This window comes from Streptomyces sp. NPDC047061 (genome assembly GCF_040643955.1).
Lineage (GTDB): Bacteria > Actinomycetota > Actinomycetes > Streptomycetales > Streptomycetaceae > Streptomyces.
Genome location: NZ_JBEYVI010000015.1, coordinates 32,385 through 51,277, shown reverse-complemented (window position 1 = coordinate 51,277; position 18,893 = coordinate 32,385). Strand labels below are relative to the sequence as shown.

Annotated in this window: 15 protein-coding genes and 2 pseudogenes; 10 read left to right on the top strand and 7 right to left on the bottom strand. The window is 70.1% G+C overall.

Features of this window, described 5'->3' with window-relative positions; translation table 11 throughout:
- Positions 1-113 precede the first annotated feature (113 nt).
- From xseA to ABZ887_RS22320, 3 genes are all read left to right on the top strand, one after another.
- Complete coding sequence (gene xseA / locus ABZ887_RS22330; RefSeq protein WP_361292049.1) at positions 114-1,322, top strand: exodeoxyribonuclease VII large subunit; 1,209 nt, start codon at positions 114-116, stop codon at positions 1,320-1,322.
- Between the two features lie 36 nt (positions 1,323-1,358).
- Positions 1,359-1,607: an exodeoxyribonuclease VII small subunit gene (locus ABZ887_RS22325; protein ID WP_361292047.1), complete on the top strand. Its 249-nt coding sequence runs from the start codon at positions 1,359-1,361 to the stop codon at positions 1,605-1,607.
- Between the two features lie 153 nt (positions 1,608-1,760).
- Complete coding sequence (locus ABZ887_RS22320) at positions 1,761-2,351, top strand: malonic semialdehyde reductase (protein WP_361292045.1); 591 nt, start codon at positions 1,761-1,763, stop codon at positions 2,349-2,351.
- A 117-nt stretch (positions 2,352-2,468) separates the two neighbouring features.
- Here ABZ887_RS22320 and ABZ887_RS22315 read toward each other — a convergent pair whose 3' ends face one another.
- The gene (locus ABZ887_RS22315; protein WP_361292043.1) at positions 2,469-2,993 is read right to left on the bottom strand and encodes a DUF4245 domain-containing protein; all 525 of its coding nucleotides are present in this window, start codon (positions 2,991-2,993) and stop codon (positions 2,469-2,471) included.
- A 127-nt stretch (positions 2,994-3,120) separates the two neighbouring features.
- On the opposite strand from ABZ887_RS22315, the gene glpX reads away from it, so the two are divergent.
- Positions 3,121-4,158, top strand: a complete 1,038-nt coding sequence (glpX, locus tag ABZ887_RS22310) for a class II fructose-bisphosphatase (RefSeq protein ID WP_361292041.1) — start codon at positions 3,121-3,123, stop codon at positions 4,156-4,158.
- Positions 4,159-4,318: 160 nt separating this feature from the next.
- On the opposite strand, the gene ABZ887_RS22305 is transcribed toward glpX, so the two are convergent.
- Positions 4,319-4,702: a WhiB family transcriptional regulator gene (locus ABZ887_RS22305; RefSeq protein WP_089099070.1), complete on the bottom strand. Its 384-nt coding sequence runs from the start codon at positions 4,700-4,702 to the stop codon at positions 4,319-4,321.
- A gap of 153 nt (positions 4,703-4,855) precedes the next feature.
- A complete protein-coding gene (locus ABZ887_RS22300; protein WP_361292039.1) occupies positions 4,856-5,557 on the bottom strand; it encodes a DUF1707 domain-containing protein in 702 nt (233 codons plus the stop codon).
- A 180-nt stretch (positions 5,558-5,737) separates the two neighbouring features.
- Between ABZ887_RS22300 and ABZ887_RS22295 the strand changes: the two genes are divergently transcribed.
- Positions 5,738-7,432 carry a fumarate hydratase gene (locus ABZ887_RS22295; RefSeq protein WP_361292037.1) on the top strand — a complete coding sequence of 565 codons (1,695 nt, stop codon included), beginning with the start codon at positions 5,738-5,740 and terminating at the stop codon, positions 7,430-7,432.
- 184 nt (positions 7,433-7,616) lie between these two features.
- On the opposite strand, the gene ABZ887_RS22290 is transcribed toward ABZ887_RS22295, so the two are convergent.
- On the bottom strand, positions 7,617-7,985 hold the full coding sequence (locus ABZ887_RS22290) for a hypothetical protein (protein ID WP_361292035.1): 369 nt from the start codon (positions 7,983-7,985) through the stop codon (positions 7,617-7,619).
- Positions 7,986-8,165: 180 nt separating this feature from the next.
- Between ABZ887_RS22290 and ABZ887_RS22285 the strand changes: the two genes are divergently transcribed.
- From ABZ887_RS22285 to ABZ887_RS22265, 5 genes and pseudogenes are all read left to right on the top strand, one after another.
- Positions 8,166-9,566 carry a class II fumarate hydratase gene (locus ABZ887_RS22285; protein ID WP_361292307.1) on the top strand — a complete coding sequence of 467 codons (1,401 nt, stop codon included), beginning with the start codon at positions 8,166-8,168 and terminating at the stop codon, positions 9,564-9,566.
- A 114-nt stretch (positions 9,567-9,680) separates the two neighbouring features.
- Entirely contained in the window at positions 9,681-10,370 is a 690-nt protein-coding gene (locus ABZ887_RS22280) for a DUF402 domain-containing protein (RefSeq protein ID WP_361292305.1), read from the top strand.
- A gap of 304 nt (positions 10,371-10,674) precedes the next feature.
- Positions 10,675-12,766 (top strand): annotated as a pseudogene (locus ABZ887_RS22275) (SpoIIE family protein phosphatase).
- Between the two features lie 162 nt (positions 12,767-12,928).
- Positions 12,929-13,330, top strand: a complete 402-nt coding sequence (locus tag ABZ887_RS22270) for a hypothetical protein (RefSeq protein WP_361292033.1) — start codon at positions 12,929-12,931, stop codon at positions 13,328-13,330.
- Positions 13,331-13,543: 213 nt separating this feature from the next.
- The gene (locus ABZ887_RS22265; RefSeq protein WP_361292031.1) at positions 13,544-13,978 is read left to right on the top strand and encodes a helix-turn-helix domain-containing protein; all 435 of its coding nucleotides are present in this window, start codon (positions 13,544-13,546) and stop codon (positions 13,976-13,978) included.
- Between the two features lie 157 nt (positions 13,979-14,135).
- On the opposite strand, the pseudogene ABZ887_RS22260 reads toward ABZ887_RS22265, so the two are convergent.
- The 3 genes and pseudogenes from ABZ887_RS22260 to ABZ887_RS22250 form a co-directional block, all read right to left on the bottom strand.
- Positions 14,136-14,533 (bottom strand): annotated as a pseudogene (locus ABZ887_RS22260) (transposase).
- 545 nt (positions 14,534-15,078) lie between these two features.
- On the bottom strand, positions 15,079-17,514 hold the full coding sequence (locus tag ABZ887_RS22255) for a transglycosylase domain-containing protein (RefSeq protein ID WP_361292029.1): 2,436 nt from the start codon (positions 17,512-17,514) through the stop codon (positions 15,079-15,081).
- 420 nt (positions 17,515-17,934) lie between these two features.
- Complete coding sequence (locus ABZ887_RS22250) at positions 17,935-18,873, bottom strand: NAD(P)-dependent oxidoreductase (protein ID WP_361292027.1); 939 nt, start codon at positions 18,871-18,873, stop codon at positions 17,935-17,937.
- Positions 18,874-18,893 lie beyond the last annotated feature (20 nt).

Genomic DNA, 18,893 nt, shown 5'->3' with positions numbered 1-18,893 from the left:
GCCGCGTTCGGGGGGTCGAAGATCGCGTCCGGGTGACGATCCCGGGGAGACCGGCGGGCCGGCCGGGTTGTGGTGCCGGTCTGCCTGTCAGTGTGCGCCGTTACTCTCGGCGCATGGCTTTGAACACGTCCGCCGAAGCTCCCGTTCCCGTCGGGGAGATCTCCCGGCTCATCGGGGGGTGGATCGACCGGCTCGGGGCCGTCTGGGTCGAGGGGCAGATCACCCAGCTCTCGCGGCGGCCGGGGGCAGGCGTCGTGTTTCTGACGTTGCGGGATCCGTCGCACGACATCTCGATCGGCGTCACCTGCTACCGGCAGGTGTTCGACGCGGTGGCCGACGTGGTCGGTGAGGGGGCCCGGGTCGTCGTCCTCGCGAAGCCGGAGTGGTACGCGCCGCGTGGGCAGCTGTCCCTGCGGGCCGCCGAGATAAGGCCGGTCGGGGTCGGGGAGCTGCTGGCGCGGCTGGAGATGCTCAAGAAGACGCTGGCCGCGGAGGGGCTGTTCGCCGCGGAGCGGAAGAAGCGGCTGCCGTTCCTGCCGCAGTTGATCGGGCTGGTGTGCGGGCGGGCCTCGGCCGCCGAGCGGGACGTGCTGGAGAACGCCCGGCACCGGTGGCCGGCGGTGCGCTTCGAGGTGCGGAACGTGCCGGTGCAGGGCGTGCACGCGGTGCCGCAGGTCGTGCAGGCCGTGAAGGAGCTCGACGCGATGGAGGAGGTGGATGTGATCATCGTCGCGCGCGGGGGCGGCAGCGTGGAGGATCTGCTGCCGTTCTCCGACGAGCAGTTGGTGCGCACGGTCGCCGGGTGCCGTACGCCCGTGGTGTCCGCCATCGGGCACGAGCCGGACACCCCGCTGCTCGACTACGTCGCCGACCTGCGTGCCTCCACCCCCACCGACGCCGCCAAGAAGGTCGTCCCGGACGTCGGGGAGGAGCTGGAGCGGGTGCGGATGCTGCGGGACCGGGGGCGGCGGAGTGTCGACGCGCTGGTGGCGCGGGAGGAGCGGGGGCTGGCGCATGCGCTCGCGCGGCCGGCCATGGAGGATCCGCACCGGATGGTCGACGAACGCGCCGATCACGTCTCCTCGCTGGTCGACCGTTCGCGGCGCACCCTCGGGCATCTGCTCGACCGCGCCGACTCCGAGCTGACGCACACGCACGCGCGCGTGGTGGCCCTCTCCCCCGCCGCCACGCTGAAGCGCGGTTACGCCGTGCTGCAGAAGGGCGACGGTCATGTGGTGCGGGACCCCGGGGACGTCGAGCCGGGTGAGGCGTTGCGGGCGCGGGTCGCGGAGGGCGAGTTCACGGTGCGGGCCGACGGTTGACGCCGGGTCGGACGAGTCGATGAGAAAGGTCAGTGCATGAGCAGCAGGACGGAAGAGGCCGCCCTCTCGTACGAGCAGGCGCGGGACGAGCTGATCGAGACCGTGCGGCGGCTGGAGGCCGGCGGGACGAGCCTCGAGGAGTCCCTCGCGCTCTGGGAGCGGGGCGAGGAGCTGGCCAAGGTGTGCCGGCGGTGGCTGGAGGGGGCGCGGGCCCGGCTGGACGCGGCGCTGGCCGAGGAGGAGGACGAGGGGGCCGAGGGGGAAGGGGCCGCGGAGGAGGGCTGAGCGGGGCGGTCCGCCTGCGGTCGTTGTGAGGCGGATCACTACGGTCCGGTTTTTGTTGAACCTTGAATCTTCCCTCGCTTATCGTCGTGCCGTCAGCTTATCCGGACCACGGTCCGGATGTGAATCGCGACGCGACCTCTAGGAAGTTCAACCATGTCTCTCGTTCTCGACCCCACCGCTCAGGACCTGCTGTTCCGCGAGGCCCGCACCGCCAACACCTTCACCGACGAGCCGGTGACCGACGAGCAGGTCCAGGCGATCTACGACCTGGTCAAGTTCGGCCCGACCTCCATGAACCAGTCGCCGCTGCGCGTGGTCCTGGTCCGCTCCCCCGAGGCCCGTGAGCGCCTCGTGCCGTACATGGCCGAGGGCAACCAGAAGAAGACCGCCACCGCCCCGCTGGTCGCGATCCTCGCCGCGGACAACGAGTTCCACGAGGAGCTGCCGGAGCTCTTCCCGCACTTCCCGCAGGCCAAGGACGCCGTCTTCGGCGACCGCGCGGTGCGTGAGGGCAGCGCGGCCCTGAACGCCGCCCTCCAGGCCGCCTACTTCATCATCGGCATCCGTGCCGCCGGCCTCGCCGCCGGCCCGATGACCGGCGTCGACTTCGCGGGCATCCAGAAGGAGTTCCTGGACGACGACCACACCCCGTTCGTGGTCGTCAACATCGGCAAGCCGGGTCCGGACGCCTGGTTCCCGCGCTCCCCGCGCCTGGCCTACGACGACGTCGTCACGACCGTCTGAGTCGCAGCACCGGCGCGGATGCGGAAGAGGCCCCCGGCAACGGCGCCGGGGGCCTCTCGCGTTCGCCGGTCGGGGCGCACCCGCGGGGCGGGTCGCCTGCGGGGCGCGTCGCCCGCGTCAGGACGTCTTCAGCGCCGCGGCCATCTTCGTCAGCTGGGTGAAGGAGGCCGTGCCGGCCACCACCGTGGTCGAGCCGGAGGTACCGGCCAGCACCAGCGCGTCGTAGCGGCCGCCGGTGTAGTGCGTCCAGGTGCGGTCGCCGATCTTCTCGGTCGTCTTCGTGGCCGACGCGCCCTGGCTGGCGTCGTCGATGAAGTCCGCGCGCTTCTGAGTCGACTGCTCGACCTGGACGTACTGACCGTCGGGGGTCTGGTAGCCGAGGTGCCAGCGGTCCCCGTCCTCGCCCTGGAAGCGGACCGAGGTGGCCTTCCAGGTGCTGGGCAGACCCTCCGGCGCGGCCACCGGGTAGCTCGCCGCGCGCCGTGCCGTCAGCAGCTCGACCCGGTAGTCGACCCGCTGGATGTCGGGAGCGTGATCGTCGTGCGGGACGAGCAGGTAGATGAAACCCGCCGCGAGGCCGATCAGGGCCAGGGAGAGAATCATGTCCCGGACCGTCTTCTGCTTGCCGTTCGTGCCTGCCACGCCCCCTATCGTCGCAGGTGCCCGCGGCGCTCATCCGTGGGGTCCCCTGCTCATTTTGTCAGCCTGGCGATAGAGTCGACGGGAAAACCCTCATCCGGCCGTCGTCGTATCAGAAAGGTGCGCTCCGATGACCGAGAATCATCATCACCTGCCGTCCGAACTCGATGTCCCCTCCGAGGCCCCCGACCGCAACCTCGCCCTGGAGCTCGTCCGGGTGACCGAAGCCGCGGCGATGGCCGCGGGGCGCTGGGTGGGCCGCGGCGACAAGAACGGCGCCGACGGCGCCGCGGTGCGCGCCATGCGGACCCTCGTCTCCACCGTGTCGATGAACGGCGTGGTCGTCATCGGCGAGGGCGAGAAGGACGAGGCCCCGATGCTCTTCAACGGAGAGCGCATCGGTGACGGCACCGGTCCCGAGGTCGACATCGCCGTCGACCCCATCGACGGGACGACGCTGACCGCGAAGGGCATGCCCAACGCGATCGCCGTGCTGGCCGCGGCCGAGCGCGGGGCCATGTTCGACCCGTCCGCCGTCTTCTACATGGACAAGCTGGTCACGGGCCCGGAGGCGGCGGACTTCGTCGACATCAACGCGCCCGTCTCCGTCAACATCCGGCGGGTCGCCAAGGCGAAGCGGGCCACCCCGGAGGACGTGACCGTCGTCATCCTCGACCGGCCGCGGCACGAAGGGATCATCAAGGAGATCCGGGAGGCCGGCGCGCGCATCAAGCTGATCTCCGACGGTGACGTCGCGGGGTCGATCTACGCGCTGCGCGAGGGCACGGGCGTCGACATGCTGCTCGGGATCGGCGGCACGCCCGAGGGCATCATCTCGGCGTGTGCGGTGAAGTGCCTGGGCGGCACCATCCAGGGCAAGCTGTGGCCCAAGGACGACGAGGAGCGGCAGCGGGCCATCGACGCCGGGCACGATCTGGACCGGGTCCTGACGACGGAGGACCTGGTGACCGGCGAGAACGTGTTCTTCGTCGCCACCGGCATCACCGACGGGGAGCTGCTGCGGGGCGTGCGGTACCGGTCGGAGACCGCGCTGACCGAGTCGATCGTGATGCGGTCGAAGTCGGGGACGGTGCGGCGGATCGACTCCGAGCATCGGCTGCGGAAGCTGCGCGCCTACAGCACGGTCGATTTCGACAAGGCGAAGTAGCGCCCAGGGGGAGGGGGCTGCCGGCCGTACGCGGCTGCAGGTGCACTGTGGCTGGTCGCGCAGTTCCCCGCGCCCCTTTGGGGCGCTGACCCGCGGGGCGCTGAAAAGTGTCCCCAGGCAGTGCGAAAGGCGCCCTCGGTGCGGTGAGGGCGCCTTTTCGTCAGCCTGCCTGTGCTATGCGGTTGGCCGCCGCCGCCCTCGCCGCCTTCTTCAGTTCCATGTCGCGGCGCCTGCGGCGGGCCAGGACCACGCGGCGTTCGGCGGCGGTGAGGCCGCCCCAGACCCCGTAGGGCTCGGGCTGGAGCAGCGCGTGTTCGCGGCACTCGACCATCACCGGACAGCGGGCGCAGACCCGCTTGGCCGCCTCCTCCCGGGACAGCCGGGCGGCGGTGGGTTCCTTGGAGGGTGCGAAGAACAGGCCTGCCTCGTCGCGCCGGCACACCGCCTCGGTGTGCCAGGGGGCGTCTTGGTCCCTGTCCCGCACTGGCACCCGCTGGGCCGGTACGGCAGCTACCTGCAGGGACGAATGCGGCGGTTGCAGCACGGGTCTACTCCTGACGACGGCTTCGCGAGCGAGAGACGATGCAGCAAGGCCTACCCGCTGTGCGCGGGCCTATGCACAGCGTCCTCAACAGCCGTAGGACGGCGGCTTGTTCACGACCCCTGGGGCCGCCGGGCCGGGAGTGATTCGCGACCGTCAACGGTCCAGGTGTTTGCGCAGCTTTCTGTCGACCTTGTCCTGAACCCGGTCCAGGATGTCCTCGATGAGCTTTCCGCGCTTCGGCCGCGCCTCCACATTGCCGAGGACGGCCCACCCGTCGACGTAGACGACCGGCGCGTCGGGATCGACCGAATCCAGCGTGTCCGCCTCGAAGTTGCCCAGCACGCCACCGCCGGTGCCGCGCAGCGACACGTTCTCCGGGACGCGGATCTGGACGTCGCCGAAGACCGAGACCGCCTTGATGACGACCTGCTGGTACTCGAAGATCGCCTCGGTGAGGTCGAGCTCGATCGAGCCGAAGACCGCGTAGGCGTGCAGCCGGCGGCCGGCCCGCCAGCGGCCCCGGCGGCGGGCGCTGCTGAAGACCGCCACCACGTTGCCGTCCGCCTCGACGGGGATCGCGCCGGGCGTCGGCCGGGGCGGCACCGGCGTGTAGGCCAGGGCGGCCGGGCCGGCGTGGGCCGCGGGCAGGTCCCGTATGAAGACCTCCAGCTCACCCACCGTCTTGGCGTTCAGCACCCCCTCCACGCGCTCGGCGTGCTCGTCGGCGGTCAGGCGCCCCTCGGCGAGGGCCTCCCGCAGGATGTCGGCGACGCGGTCGCGGTCGGCGTCCGAGGCGCGCAGCTCGGCGACCGGCGCTCCGGCGTACTCACGAGGGGGCTGCTTCTGAAGGTCCACGGCAGCAGCGTACCGAAACGCGATAGATCGCGACTACCCCTCGTCGCGACCTGTGGAAAACCCGTACGGTCCGCGAACTGAGCCTTACCTCACAGGCTCCCCGTCAGCGGCAGGTTCTAGGCTGGACGCGCCCGCCAGCATCGGCGGGCGGCCGTCCGTCAGAGTGAGGAATGGGCTGAGATGCCTGAGTTCGCGTATACCGATCTGCTCCCCCAGGGCGAGGACACCACCCCGTACCGGCTGGTGACCTCGGAGGGTGTGTCCACCGTCGAGGGACCGGACGGGCGGACGTTCCTCAAGGTGGAGCCCGAGGCGCTGCGCAAGCTGGCCGAAGAGGCCATCCACGACATCCAGCACTACCTGCGCCCCGCGCACCTCGCCCAGCTCCGCCGGATCATCGACGACCCCGAGGCGTCGAACAACGACAAGTTCGTCGCGCTCGACCTGCTGAAGAACGCGAACATCGCGGCGGCCGGCGTGCTGCCGATGTGCCAGGACACCGGCACGGCCATCGTCATGGGCAAGCGCGGACAGAACGTGCTGACCGAGGGCGGCGACGAGGCGGCGCTGAGCCGCGGCATCTACGACGCGTACCTGAACCTCAACCTGCGCTACTCGCAGATGGCTCCGCTCACCATGTGGGAGGAGAAGAACACCGGGTCGAACCTGCCGGCCCAGGTCGAGCTGTACGCCACCGACGGCGGCGCCTACAAGTTCCTCTTCATGGCGAAGGGCGGCGGCTCCGCCAACAAGTCGTTCCTCTACCAGGAGACGAAGGCCGTCCTGAACGAGGCCTCCATGATGAAGTTCCTGGAGGCGAAGATCCGTTCGCTCGGCACGGCCGCGTGCCCGCCGTACCACCTCGCGATCGTGGTGGGCGGTACGAGCGCCGAGTACGCGCTGAAGACCGCCAAGTACGCCTCCGCGCACTACCTGGACGAGATCCCGGCCGAGGGCTCGGAGCTCGGGCACGGCTTCCGGGACAAGGACCTGGAGCAGAAGGTCTTCGAGCTGACGCAGAAGATCGGGATCGGCGCGCAGTTCGGCGGCAAGTACTTCTGCCACGACGTGCGCGTGGTGCGGCTGCCGCGGCACGGCGCGTCCTGCCCGGTCGCCATCGCGGTGTCCTGCTCCGCGGACCGCCAGGCCGTCGCGAAGATCACCGCCGAGGGTGTCTTCCTGGAGCAGCTGGAGACGGACCCGGCGCGGTTCCTGCCGGAGACGACGGACGAGCACCTCACTGAATCCGACAGCGGCTCCGCCGCGGGGTCCTCGGACGTGGTGAGGATCGACCTGAACCAGCCGATGGACACGATCCTCGCGGAGCTGACCAAGTACCCGGTCAAGACGCGGCTCTCCCTCAGCGGTCCGCTGGTGGTGGCCCGGGACATCGCGCACGCCAAGATCAAGGAGCGGCTGGACGCGGGCGAGGAGATGCCGCAGTACCTGAAGGACCACCCGGTGTACTACGCCGGTCCGGCGAAGACCCCCGAGGGGTACGCCTCCGGTTCCTTCGGGCCGACGACGGCCGGGCGGATGGACTCCTACGTCGAGCAGTTCCAGGCGGCCGGCGGGTCGAAGGTGATGCTGGCCAAGGGCAACCGGAGCAAGCAGGTCACCGACGCATGCGAGGCGCACGGCGGCTTCTACCTCGGCTCGATCGGCGGACCGGCCGCGCGGCTCGCCCAGGACTGCATCAAGAAGGTCGAGGTCGTCGAGTACGAGGAGCTCGGCATGGAGGCGGTCTGGAAGATCGAGGTCGAGGACTTCCCGGCGTTCGTCGTCGTCGACGACAAGGGCAACGACTTCTTCCAGGACCCGGCTCCGGCTCCGACGTTCACGACGATTCCGGTGCGGGGGCCGGGGCTGGCCTAGGGCCTGTCCGGTGCGGCGGGGGACGGATGGCGCCCCCGCCGCCCCTACCCGTCCCGTCCTTGAAGGGGGTGGGCCCCCTTCTACCGCCCGGTTCGGGGGCTGCCGCCCCCGGACCCCCGCTTCGGCCTGGACGGCCTCGTCCTCAAACGCCGGACGGGCTGAAAAGCAAGCTCAAAAGCACAGGTCAGCGAGGCATGCAGCCGAACCAGTTCACCGTGTCGCCGTCCGTGGTGTAGCCCATGCATCTGAGGGTTCTGTCCTGGCGCTTCACGGTGCGGTCGACCGGGCCGTTCAGGTACTCCGTCTTGTGGTGGGGCTCCACGAGGGTGTCGACCTCGATGCGGTACCAGCGGCGGTCGCGGGACGGCAGGGTGCAGCCGTGGGCGGTCACGTTGCGGCTGGGGTCGCCGCTCCAGACGGGGCGTTCGGCGCGGTCGCAGTGGGCTCGGGAGCCTGCGGCGCCCGCCGTGCCAGCCGCCGCGCCCAGCAGGGTCGCCGCGCCTATGGACACCGCTGCGAGGGTGCCGAGCAGACCCTTGGGAGTGAAGTTCATCGAGTGGTCCTCCTGCCAGCCGTGGTGACGGCGGGGAGTCGCCCTGTCACCTTGGGCCGATAGTCACACTTGTCCGTGATGTTCGGCCTGGCGGGCGGGGAGGCCGTCCCCCGACCCGGTGACGTCGGTGGTGCCAATGCAGCAGGCGCCGGCCGCGTCCGGAACAACCGCCGTGCCCCGATCGCTGACAAGAACATGAGCGACTACCGCATCGAACACGACTCCATGGGCGAGGTCCGGGTGCCCGCGCACGCCAAGTGGCGGGCCCAGACCCAGCGGGCCGTAGAGAACTTCCCCGTCTCCGGGCAGCGGATCGAACGCGCGCACATCGAGGCGCTGGCCCGGATCAAGGGCGCGGCGGCCAGGGTGAACGCCGAGCTGGGGGTGGTCGACAAGGACATCGCCGGGGCGATCCAGGAGGCGGCCGGGGAGGTCGCCGAGGGGAAGTGGGACGAGCACTTCCCGGTGGACGTGTTCCAGACCGGGTCGGGGACGTCGTCGAACATGAACGCCAACGAGGTCATCGCGACGCTGGCGACCGAGCGGCTGGGGCGGGACGTCCACCCCAACGACCATGTGAACGCCTCGCAGTCCTCCAACGACGTGTTCCCGTCGTCCATCCACATCGCCGCCACGGCCGCCGTCACCCGGGACCTGATTCCGGCGCTGGAGCACCTCGCCGACTCGCTGACCAGGAAGTCCGAGGAGTTCGCCGATGTCGTGAAGTCCGGGCGGACGCATCTGATGGATGCGACGCCGGTGACCCTGGGGCAGGAGTTCGGGGGGTACGCGGCGCAGGTGCGGTACGGCGTCGAGCGGCTGCGGGCCTCGCTGCCCCGGCTCGCGGAGCTGCCGCTCGGCGGGACGGCGGTCGGGACCGGGATCAACACCCCGCCCGGGTTCTCCGCCGCCGTGATCGAGGAGGTCGCCCGGGTCACCGGGCTGCCGTTCACGGAGGCGCGGAACCACTTCGAGGCGCAGGGCGCCCGGGACGGGATCGTGGAGACGAGCGGGCAGCTGCGGACGATCGCGGTCGGGCTGACGAAGATCGCCAACGATCTGCGGTGGATGTCCTCGGGGCCGCGGACCGGGCTCGCCGAGATCGCGCTGCCGGATCTGCAGCCGGGGTCCTCGATCATGCCGGGGAAGGTCAACCCGGTCGTTCCGGAGGCCGTGTTGATGGTCGCCGCGCAGGTTGTCGGGAACGACCAGACGATCGCCGTGGCCGGCGCGGCCGGGAACTTCGAGCTCAACGTGATGCTCCCGGTCATCGGGAAGAACGTGCTGGAGTCCGTGCGGCTGCTGGCCAACGTGTCGCGGCTGCTCGCCGACCGGACCGTGGACGGGATCACCGCGCACCGGGAGCGGGCGCGGGAGTACGCCGAGTCGTCGCCGTCCGTGGTCACCCCGCTCAACAAGTACATCGGGTACGAGGAGGCCGCCAAGGTGGCCAAGAAGTCGCTGGCCGAGCGGAAGACGATCCGCCAGGTCGTCCTCGAGGGCGGGTACGTCGAGCGGGGCGACCTGACCGTCGAGCAGCTGGACGAGGCGCTTGATGTCCTGCGGATGACACGGCCGTAACCGGGTGCGAACGTTTCGCGCCGCCCGGCCAGAACCGTGACGTCCGCCGCAGCGTCGTATGCCTGTGGCACCTAATATCTGTGCATGGCAGACGGTGGAGCGGTGAGACGCGTGATGCGCGGGGAAACGGGCGGTGCGACCGGGAACGGCGCCGGGTCCGGCTTCTGGGCTCCCGGGAGCCAGATCCTGTGGCGGTACCGGGAGAACGCCGGGCACGGCTTCCACATCGCGCGCCCCGTCACCGTCGTCCGGGACGACGAGGAGCTGCTCGTCGTCTGGCTGGCACCCGGCACCGAGTGCGTCAGGCCGGTGCTCGCCGACGGCTCGTCGGTGGGCGAGGAACCGCTGGAGTCCCGCTACACCAAACCCCGGTCCGTCACGCACGGCCACTGGCGCGGCACCGGCGTCCTGAAGCTGGCCCGGCCGGGTGAGCCCTGGTCGGTGTGGCTGTTCTGGGAGCCGGGCTGGCAGTTCAAGAACTGGTACGTCAACCTTGAGCAGCCGCTGGTCCGTTGGGGCGGCGGAGTGGACTCGGAGGACTACTTTCTGGACATCTCCGTGCACCCGGACCGCAGTTGGCGCTGGCTCGACGAGGACGAGTTCGCGCAGGCCCAGCGGGACGGGCTGATGGACTCGGAGACGGCCGCGGCGGTGCGGACGGCGGGTCTGGCCGCGGTGGCCGCCGTCGAGGCCTGGGAGGCGCCTTTCTCGGCCGGCTGGCAGCACTGGCGCCCGGACCCGTCCTGGGCGGTACCGTCACTGCCCAAGGACTGGGACCGTACGCCCGCGCACGTGTCCTCATGAGACCCTTGATGCGCCCCCGGTCCACAACCGTAGGATCGTCCTCCGCAAGGAAACGTGAGCACAACTCCCGGCGCATGCGCCGGGCTTGACCGAACGTCACCGAGGGGCGGCAGGACGTGAGCGAGGGGTACGAGGGCAACACCGGCGAGCGGTGCGCGGGCCGCAGATCGTTTGCCGGTGGCACAGGAACAGCCTCCAGCCACGCCGAAATTCCGTTCCTGGGACACCTAATCCGGGTATCGGCACTTCGGCGGGACCACCTGCGCGCCCGGCGCGCAGCCCCGGACGGACGGATTCGACACGCGTGACGGAGCACCCCACCTCCTACGAGCGCCCACAGCCGGGCGCCGACCCCGCGGAGGCCCGCGGGGCGCTCCTGCGTTCCCCGCAGCCGCAGGTGCAGACACAGGGACAACCGCAGCCCTGCCCGCGCGGCGGCACCGCCTTACCGGCGCAGGCCCGCGCGGGCGAGACGCCCTCCGGTCCCGGTACCAGCACGCCCAAGGAGCACTCCGTCAACGGCCCCGAGCACGCCCAGCCCACCAGCGCTGAGCCCGATCCGCACCGGCCGCGCCCCGCCCCGGAGGGCATCCCGCCGCAGCCCGGCGCCGAGCCGGAGCGGGCGGTGGGCTCCCAGGAGCGCCGTAGCGGACGCGGGCTGCCGCCCGGCCGGCCGATGCCGATGCGGCGGGACGGCGACCGGCTGCGCTTCGTGGGCGCCGCGACCCGCCGGATCGCCCGGGGCATCGACCTGGACGAGATCGTGATGGGGCTGTGCCGGGCGACCGTACCGACCTTCTCGGACGCGATCCTGGTCTATCTGCGCGACCCGCTGCCGGTCGGCGACGAGCGGCCCGTCGGCCCGGTGGTGCTGCGGCTGCGCCGCACCGACCGGATCCCGGAGGAGCGGGACTCCGACGGTTTTCCGCCGCTGCCCGTCCCGGAGCCGGATCCGGCCGACATCGGCCTGGCCGCGCTCACCGCGGAGCTGTGCGAGGTACGGCCGGGCGGTGCGTTGAACGAGGTGCTGCGGGGCGTACGACCGGTTTTCGCCGACTCCCCCGCGGCCCGTGCCGCCCTCCCCGAACTCCTCGGTGAGGGGAAACGAATCGCTCGTCCCCGGTGCCCAGCACGCGATCCTCGCCCCGCTGCGCGGCCGGCGCCGGGTGATCGGCGCGGCCCTGTTCCTGCGCCGCCCGGAGCGGCTGGCGTTCGAGGCCGACGACCTGCTGGTCGCCGCCCAGCTGGCCACGCACAGCGCGCTCGGCATCGACAAGGCGGTGCTGTACGGCCGGGAGGCCTACATCGCCGACGAGCTGCAGCGGACCATGCTGCCGGAGAACCTGCCGAGCGCCACGGGCGTGCGGCTGGCGTCCCGTTACCTTCCGGCCGCCGAGACGGCCCGGGTGGGCGGTGACTGGTACGACGCGATCCCGCTGCCCGGAAGCCGGGTGGCGCTGGTCGTGGGTGACGTCATGGGCCACTCCATGACCTCGGCGGCCATCATGGGTCAGCTCCGGACGACCGCGCAGACGCTGGCGGGTCTCGACCTGCCGCCGCAGGAGGTCCTGCACCACCTGGACGAGCAGGCCCAGCGGCTGGGCAGCGACCGGATGGCGACCTGCCTGTACGCCGTCTACGACCCGGTCTCGCATCGCATCACCATCGCCAACGCCGGGCATCCGCCGCCGGTGCTGCTGCACCTGGGCGGCCGCGCCGAGGTGCTGCGGGTGCCGGCGGGGGCGCCGATCGGTGTCGGCGGGGTGGACTTCGAGGCGGTGGAGCTGGACGCGCCGGCCGGGGCGACGCTTCTCCTGTACACCGACGGCCTTGTGGAGTCCCGGCTGCGGGACGTGTGGACCGGCATAGAGCAGCTGCGCGAGAAGCTCGCCGCGACGGCGCAGTTGACGGGACCGGACCATCCCCCGCCCCTTGAGGCGCTGTGCGACGAGGTGCTCGACATGCTCGGGCCGGGTGACCGCGACGACGACATCGCCCTGCTCGCGGCCCGGTTCGACGGGATCGCGCCGAGCGACGTCGCGTACTGGTTCCTGGAGCCGGAGGACGCGGCGCCGGGGCGGGCCCGGCGGCTGGCGCGGCGGGCCCTGGCCCGCTGGGGCCTCGAAGAGCTGACCGACTCCGTCGAGCTGCTGGTCAGCGAGGTCGTCACGAACGCGGTGCGGTACGCGTCGCGGCCGGTGACGTTGCGGTTGCTGCGGACGGATGTGCTGCGGTGCGAGGTCGGCGACGACGTGCCCCAGCTGCCGCGACTGCGGCAGGCCCGGGCGACGGACGAGGGCGGCCGGGGACTGTACCTGGTGAACCGGCTGGCCCGGCGGTGGGGGGCGACGCGGCTGAGCACCGGGAAGGTCGTGTGGTTCGAGCTGAATCGGTAGCGCCGTAGGGCTTTATGGCGGCGGGTAACTGCGAGCCATCCTGTGTGCCTGTGTGGTCCACCGGTAAATTTTGCGTGCACGGAAGCTCAAGCCGAACTACAGTGACAGCCTCGCCATCGCGCACTGACGCAATGGATCTGGATAATAAAAAAAGGGGGGCGGATGAATCTGCGTAATTTCGTTGCCAGGGCCACGGTCGTGGTAACGGCGGGGGCCATTTTCTCGCTTTTCGGGGGGCCCGCCCAGGCCAGCTCGGGCTGGGACTACATAGGCGTGACGGAATTCCCCCGCAACTCTTCTGACTACATACGCACGACGGGCAACGCACTGTCGACTGGTGGCGACCTCGAGGCCTGCATTACCACCGCCAGCACCAAATCGCATGCCTACGACCTTTGGGAGTACGACCCGAACAACGCCGATGACTTCGTGGATGCGGTCAACGGCTCCGGATGCTGGATCTTCAGGGACATCGGCAAGTACGTCGACGGCGACAACAACCGGGCGGAGTTCTACATCGGCACCTACGACGACGATGCCCTCCGGGTCTATTGGTACGACTGATCATTTACGCCGCCAGAACGAGCTGAGCTGAACCGCAACTGAGAGAGCCAACGCAGGGGGCACTGGGTGGAGTTCACCGGGTGCTCCCTCTGGCACATTCGCTACTGGCAGTCTCCGGGTCCAGGGGGTTGTTGGTGATGCCGTCCGTCGGCGTGGTTTCCGGTGTCGGGGACTCCGTAGGGGTCGGGGGCTGCGACGCGGGCAGGTTCTGGTATGCCCCGGGTTCAATGGGGTCGGGTTACCGGAGAATCGACTACTCGTCTGCCTTCGGAGGCCCGTTATGCCCCGCAGCCACCACCCGAGTTCCGCCGCCTTATCCTCGATCTGGTCGCCTCCGACCGGAAGATCGCCGAGGTGGCCACGCTCCTCGGGATCAGCGAGCAGACCATCCATATCTGGCGCCGCCAGAGTCTGATCGGCACCGGACAGATGCCCGGCACCCCAAGCCACCGCCTCCCCAAAAAGCGGTCCGAGGGCATCCGGGTGATGGCCAGTGAGGGGCATTCGGCGCAGTGGGCCTGCCGAGCGCTGCACGTGACCGCAGTACGCCATCCATCCGCGGACTGCTTGGAAATGTCGAACGGCTTTCCCGGCGCTTTCGACTCGTTCACACGAATCCTCCCGGGGAACCCCCAGTTGACCGAATAAACACAGTCACGAACGACCCGGCCCCTTCGCTCCACCCCGATTACAGGGGTTTCATCACTACTACGAGCCGGTCCGCCAAACCTGGATGCACCAGACCGAGCCTGCACTGGCGGATACGCCCGCCCGGCCGGCAGCGGCCGGGCCTCTCAGACCACCTCTACGCAGTTCGAAATACTTCTTCGGCACGGGACGGACTCTTTCCAGGACTCGCAACCGCCGATAGAAACCACCCTGGATCGAAGGGGCGGGTGCACCATTCCGCCATCGATTCCAAGGCTTTGTCGGTGATGGTGGAGACGGTCTCCTTCGCCGTCGTCATACCGTAGACCTCCGCGAGGTGGGCGACGATCTCGCCGGACGTGAGGCCCTTCGCGGTGAGCGAGTGCCCAGCCGCTCGCGGGGGACCTGCACGATCACCGGTCCGACCTCCGTCATCACCTTCTTCCTCCGACAGCCGTTGCGCGTGTTGCCACCTGAGCGCGACCCGCGCCCGCCGACCCGGCCGACCTCCGCGGCCAGGTGCAAGTCCGTCTCCGCCTCCAAGGCGGCCTGCATCAGGTGCTGGGCCAGTTCGGGCAGGATCCCGCCCTCGCCCATCAGTCTCAGCCCGCCCTCAGCGGTCCTCTCGGCGGCCAGCGCGGCCAGTTCCTCCAGCAGCTCGCTGCGCAGACCATTCGCGGATACCGGCATCGACTTCACGTCGGCACCCTCGACGGCCTCGCCGACACCGGCAGCGACACCCCGCTACCCGTCCCGATCAGGTGATCCGTCATCGTTCCCATCAGGTGACTCCTTCGTGGAGGCTCACACCTGATTCATGGCTCTGGCTCACATTCGGTGGTAACCGTGCGTCACGTTCGTCCAGGCCCTGAATGCGTGGCTCGCGGGCGGGCACTGTCGATGCGTCCCGGGGGAGAGGACCCAGCCTGACAACCCCTCGTATGCCCCTCCGGACTGCGCGTCTTGCCGTCAGTAACCATTGGCGCGATGCATTACCACCGGATGTGAGCCAGAGCCTGATTCATGACACTCCCACGCGGCGGAGCCGCATATCAGATTCAGCCCCGCGCCCTGCGAAGCAGCGGGACGCGGGGCGAACGCTACTGCTGGTCGGCCGGGTCCAGCGGGTTGTCCGTGGTGCCGTCCGTCGGGGTCTCCTCCGGGGTGGACGGGGCGCTGGTCGTCGGCGTCGGGGACTTCGTCGGGGTCGAGCTCGGCGTCTGGGACGGTGTCTGCGACGGGGTCGCCGACTTCGTCGGGGTCGAGCTCGGGGTTTCCGACGGGGTCTCGGACGGGGTGAGGCTGGGGGTCGGCGTCGTGGACGGCTTGACGGCTGCGCCCAGCTTGGTGTCCAGCTCGAACTTGGCCTTCTTCGTGACGCCGAAGGTGTACGCCGCCCAGATCTGCGCCGGGTAACCGCCACCGTTGATACGGCCGGTGCCGGGGATCAGGCCCGTGGCGCCGGTCAGCGGGACCTGGTTGTGGGTCTTGGCGTCCTCGCCGAACAGCCCGACCGAGGTGACCAGGTCCGGCGTGTAACCGGTGAACCAGGCCGACCTGTTGTAGTCGGACGTACCCGTCTTGCCGGCCACCTGCTGACCCCTGCGCAGCGGGTTCTGGGCCACCGACACCTTGGCCGTACCGTCGTCGACCACACCGGTCAGGACCGACGTCACCTGGTCGGCCGCCTCACGGTTGATCACCTGTTCACCGATCGGGTCCGGCAGGTCGACCTTGCGGCCGGTCTTCTCCGCGGACGCGAGGATCGACGGGGTGACCTTCTGGCCGTGGTTGTCGAGGGTGGCGTACGCCGAGGCCATCTCCAGCGGGCTCGCGCCCATGGTGCCCAGGGTCATCGCGGGCACCGCCTGGAGGCTCTCGGTGTCCAGGCCGAGGTCGTCGGCGGTCTGCAGCACGTTCTTCATGCCGACGTCGACGCCCATCTGCGCGAACACCGAGTTGACGGACTTGTTCATCGCCGTCTGCACGGTGATGTTGCCGTAGTCCGCGTCGTCCTCGTTCGGCGGCGAGAAGGCGATGTCGCTGCCCTTGACCGCACGGCCGCTGGTGCCGTCGTAGATCGTGTTGGCGTTGATGTCCTTGCCGTCCTGCGTCTTGGCGTCCCGGTCGAGGGCGGAGGCGAGGATGATCGGCTTGAAGGTGGACGCGGGCTGGTAGTCGGCGCGGGTGGCGTTGTTCGTGTAGTGCTTGTAGTAGTCGACGCCGCCGTAGAGGGCGACGATCTTGCCGGTCTTGGGGTCGACGGAGACGGCACCGGCCTGGACGTTCTTGTCGACCTTGCGCTTCTTGCCGTCGAGCTTGCTGGTGAGCTGGCTCTTGACGGCCGCCTCCAGCTTGGTCTGCTTCTTCGGGTCGATGTTCAGGGTGATCGTCCAGCCCTGGTCGACCACCAGGGCCTCGGCGTCGGACCGGCTGATGTTCTGCGACTTCATCAGCTGGTTCTCCAGCTGGGTGTTGGCCAGGTCGACCAGGTAGCCCTTCTGGCCCTCCAGACCGGACGCGGCCTTCGGCTCCTTGGGGATCGGGAACGTCATGGCGTCACGCTTGGACTTGTCCAGCCAGCCTTGGCCGACCATGTTGTCCAGGGTGTAGTTCCAGCGGTTCTTCACCAGCTTCCTGCCGACGGGGCCCGCCACCGCCCAGTCGTACTGGCTCGGCGCCTGCAGCAGCGAAGCCAGGTAGGCGCCCTGCTCGACCGAGAGCTTCTCGGCGTCGACGCGGTAATAGGCCTGGGCGGCCGCCTGGATGCCGTAGGCGCCGCGGCCGTAGTAGCTGGTGTTGATGTAACCGGCGAGGATGTCGTCCTTGGAGTTCTCGCGGTCCACCTTGAGGGTGATGACCAGTTCCTTCAGCTTGCGCGTGACCGTCTGGTCCTGGTCGAGGTAGTAGTTCTTGACGTACTGCTGGGTGATCGTCGAACCGCCCTGGACGCCGCGGCCCCGCAACGTGTTGTAGAGGCCGCGGGCCATGCCCTTGAGGTCGATGCCGTTGTCGTTGTAGAAGGTCTTGTTCTCCGCCGCGACGAAGGTGTGCTGGACCTCCTTGGGGACCTTGGAGAGGTCCACGATCTCGCGGTTGACGGTGCCCTTGCGGGCCAGGACCGAGCCGTCGCTGTACTTGTAGACGTTGCTCTGCGTCTGCGCGAGTGCGTTGCCCTCGGGGACGCTCACCATCATGTACAGCGCGATGAAGGAGCCGATGCCCAGCAGACAGACGGTGAAGAACGCGCCGAGCATCTTCTTCCAGGTGAACAGCCTGCGTATGCGGCCCTTGGCGGGCTTGCCCGGCGCACCTGGCTTGCCGGGCGGACCGGGCTTGCCCGGCTTCCTGGCGGCGGCCCGGCGGCGCTCGGCGCGGGTGGCGCCCTCGGCCGCCTCGGCGGCCGGGGACTCGACCACCGTCGTGGTCCCGCCCTCCCCCGTGATCTCGGGCTCGACCTGCTCGGACGTGCGGTTCCGCGGCGCGGCGCGGCGGCCGCCACGCTGTCGCGCTCTTCTCTCGTCCGCTCGTCCCATGAGTCCGTCTGCTCCGCTTCGTCTCGGCTGTCACACGTGTGTACGGGTGTCACACAAGTACGTGGCTCAGGTCAGTCCAGAAAACTAACACCGCTCGCTATGACAAAGGACGCGCGATCTGCCCTTTTTCGGACGTGACAATCAGCACCCCCACCCAACGGAACCGACGAGCGGAGCAGGCCGAGGGTTGCGCGACACTGCCGAGTGATATCACTTCGATCACACAAAGCCGGCCGGGATTGCGCTTCCGGAGGGCCCCGTCCCCGCACCCGATGCCTGGTCAGGGCGGCACCCGCGGGCCCTCCTCGGAGCGCAGGACCCCGGGCGGCCGCGCGCCTCAGCGGGCGGGGGCCGGCAGCGGCTCGGGCGACCACGTGCCGACGTACTCCGCCTCCGGGCCCACCCCGACTCCGCCGGAGCTCACGCCAGCTCCTCCTTGAACCCCTGCCGCCAGGAGGGGTAGCGCGGCTCCCAGCCCAGCTCGCGCTTGGCCTTGGCGTTGGAGAAGCCGCGGCCCTGGGTCATGACGACGACCGCCTGTTCGCCGGCCACGAGGCGGGCCAGCCACACCGGCACCCGCAGCGGGCGCCTCGCCCCGGCGCACTCCGCCAGGTACGGCAGCCACTCGGCGGCCGGCGCCGGTTCGTCGTCGACGATGTTGAAGACGCCCCGCGCCTTCTGTTCGACGGCCAGCACGGTGGCGCTCGCCGCGTCGTCGAGGTGGATCCAGCTGCTGTGGCCGGTGGCGCGGCCGACCAGGGGGTACAGGCGCCTGCGGACCAGCTCCACCTGGTCGTCGATGGCGCCGGGGCCGTAGAACGCGCCGTAGCGCAGGGCCGCGCCCCCGGCGCCGAGCACCGCGTCCTCCAGGTGGCGCAGGGCCAGCATGCCGCCGTGCGCGGGCGTTGCCGGCATCAGGTCCAGCGGGTCCTCCTCCGTCTTCACCCAGCCGCCCGCGCGGACGCCGTTCCAGCTGCCGTGGCTCTGCGCGACGACATGGGGGACGCCGGTCGCCTCGGCGGCGGCGAGCAGATGGTCCGTACCCTCGGTGCGCAGCCGGTTGGTGAGGGCGAACCAGCGGTCGGGGTGCCGGATGTCCGGCTTGCCGGCGTGCGCCGGGGAGATCGCGGTCAGCTGATGGACGATCACGTCCGGGCGGGCCCCGGCCACCGCCGCGCCGACCGAGAGGGCGTCCAGGCCGTCCATGACGACTCCGTCCGCGCCCAGTTCCCTCAGCAGTCCCAGCTTGGCCGCGCTCGTCGTCGTGGCCGTCACGCGGTGCCCCCGCGCCACCAGCCGCGGCACCAGCCGCCGTCCCAGAACCCCACTGCCACCTGCCACGAAGACCCGCACGGTCATCACCTTCCCGGTCCGTTCCG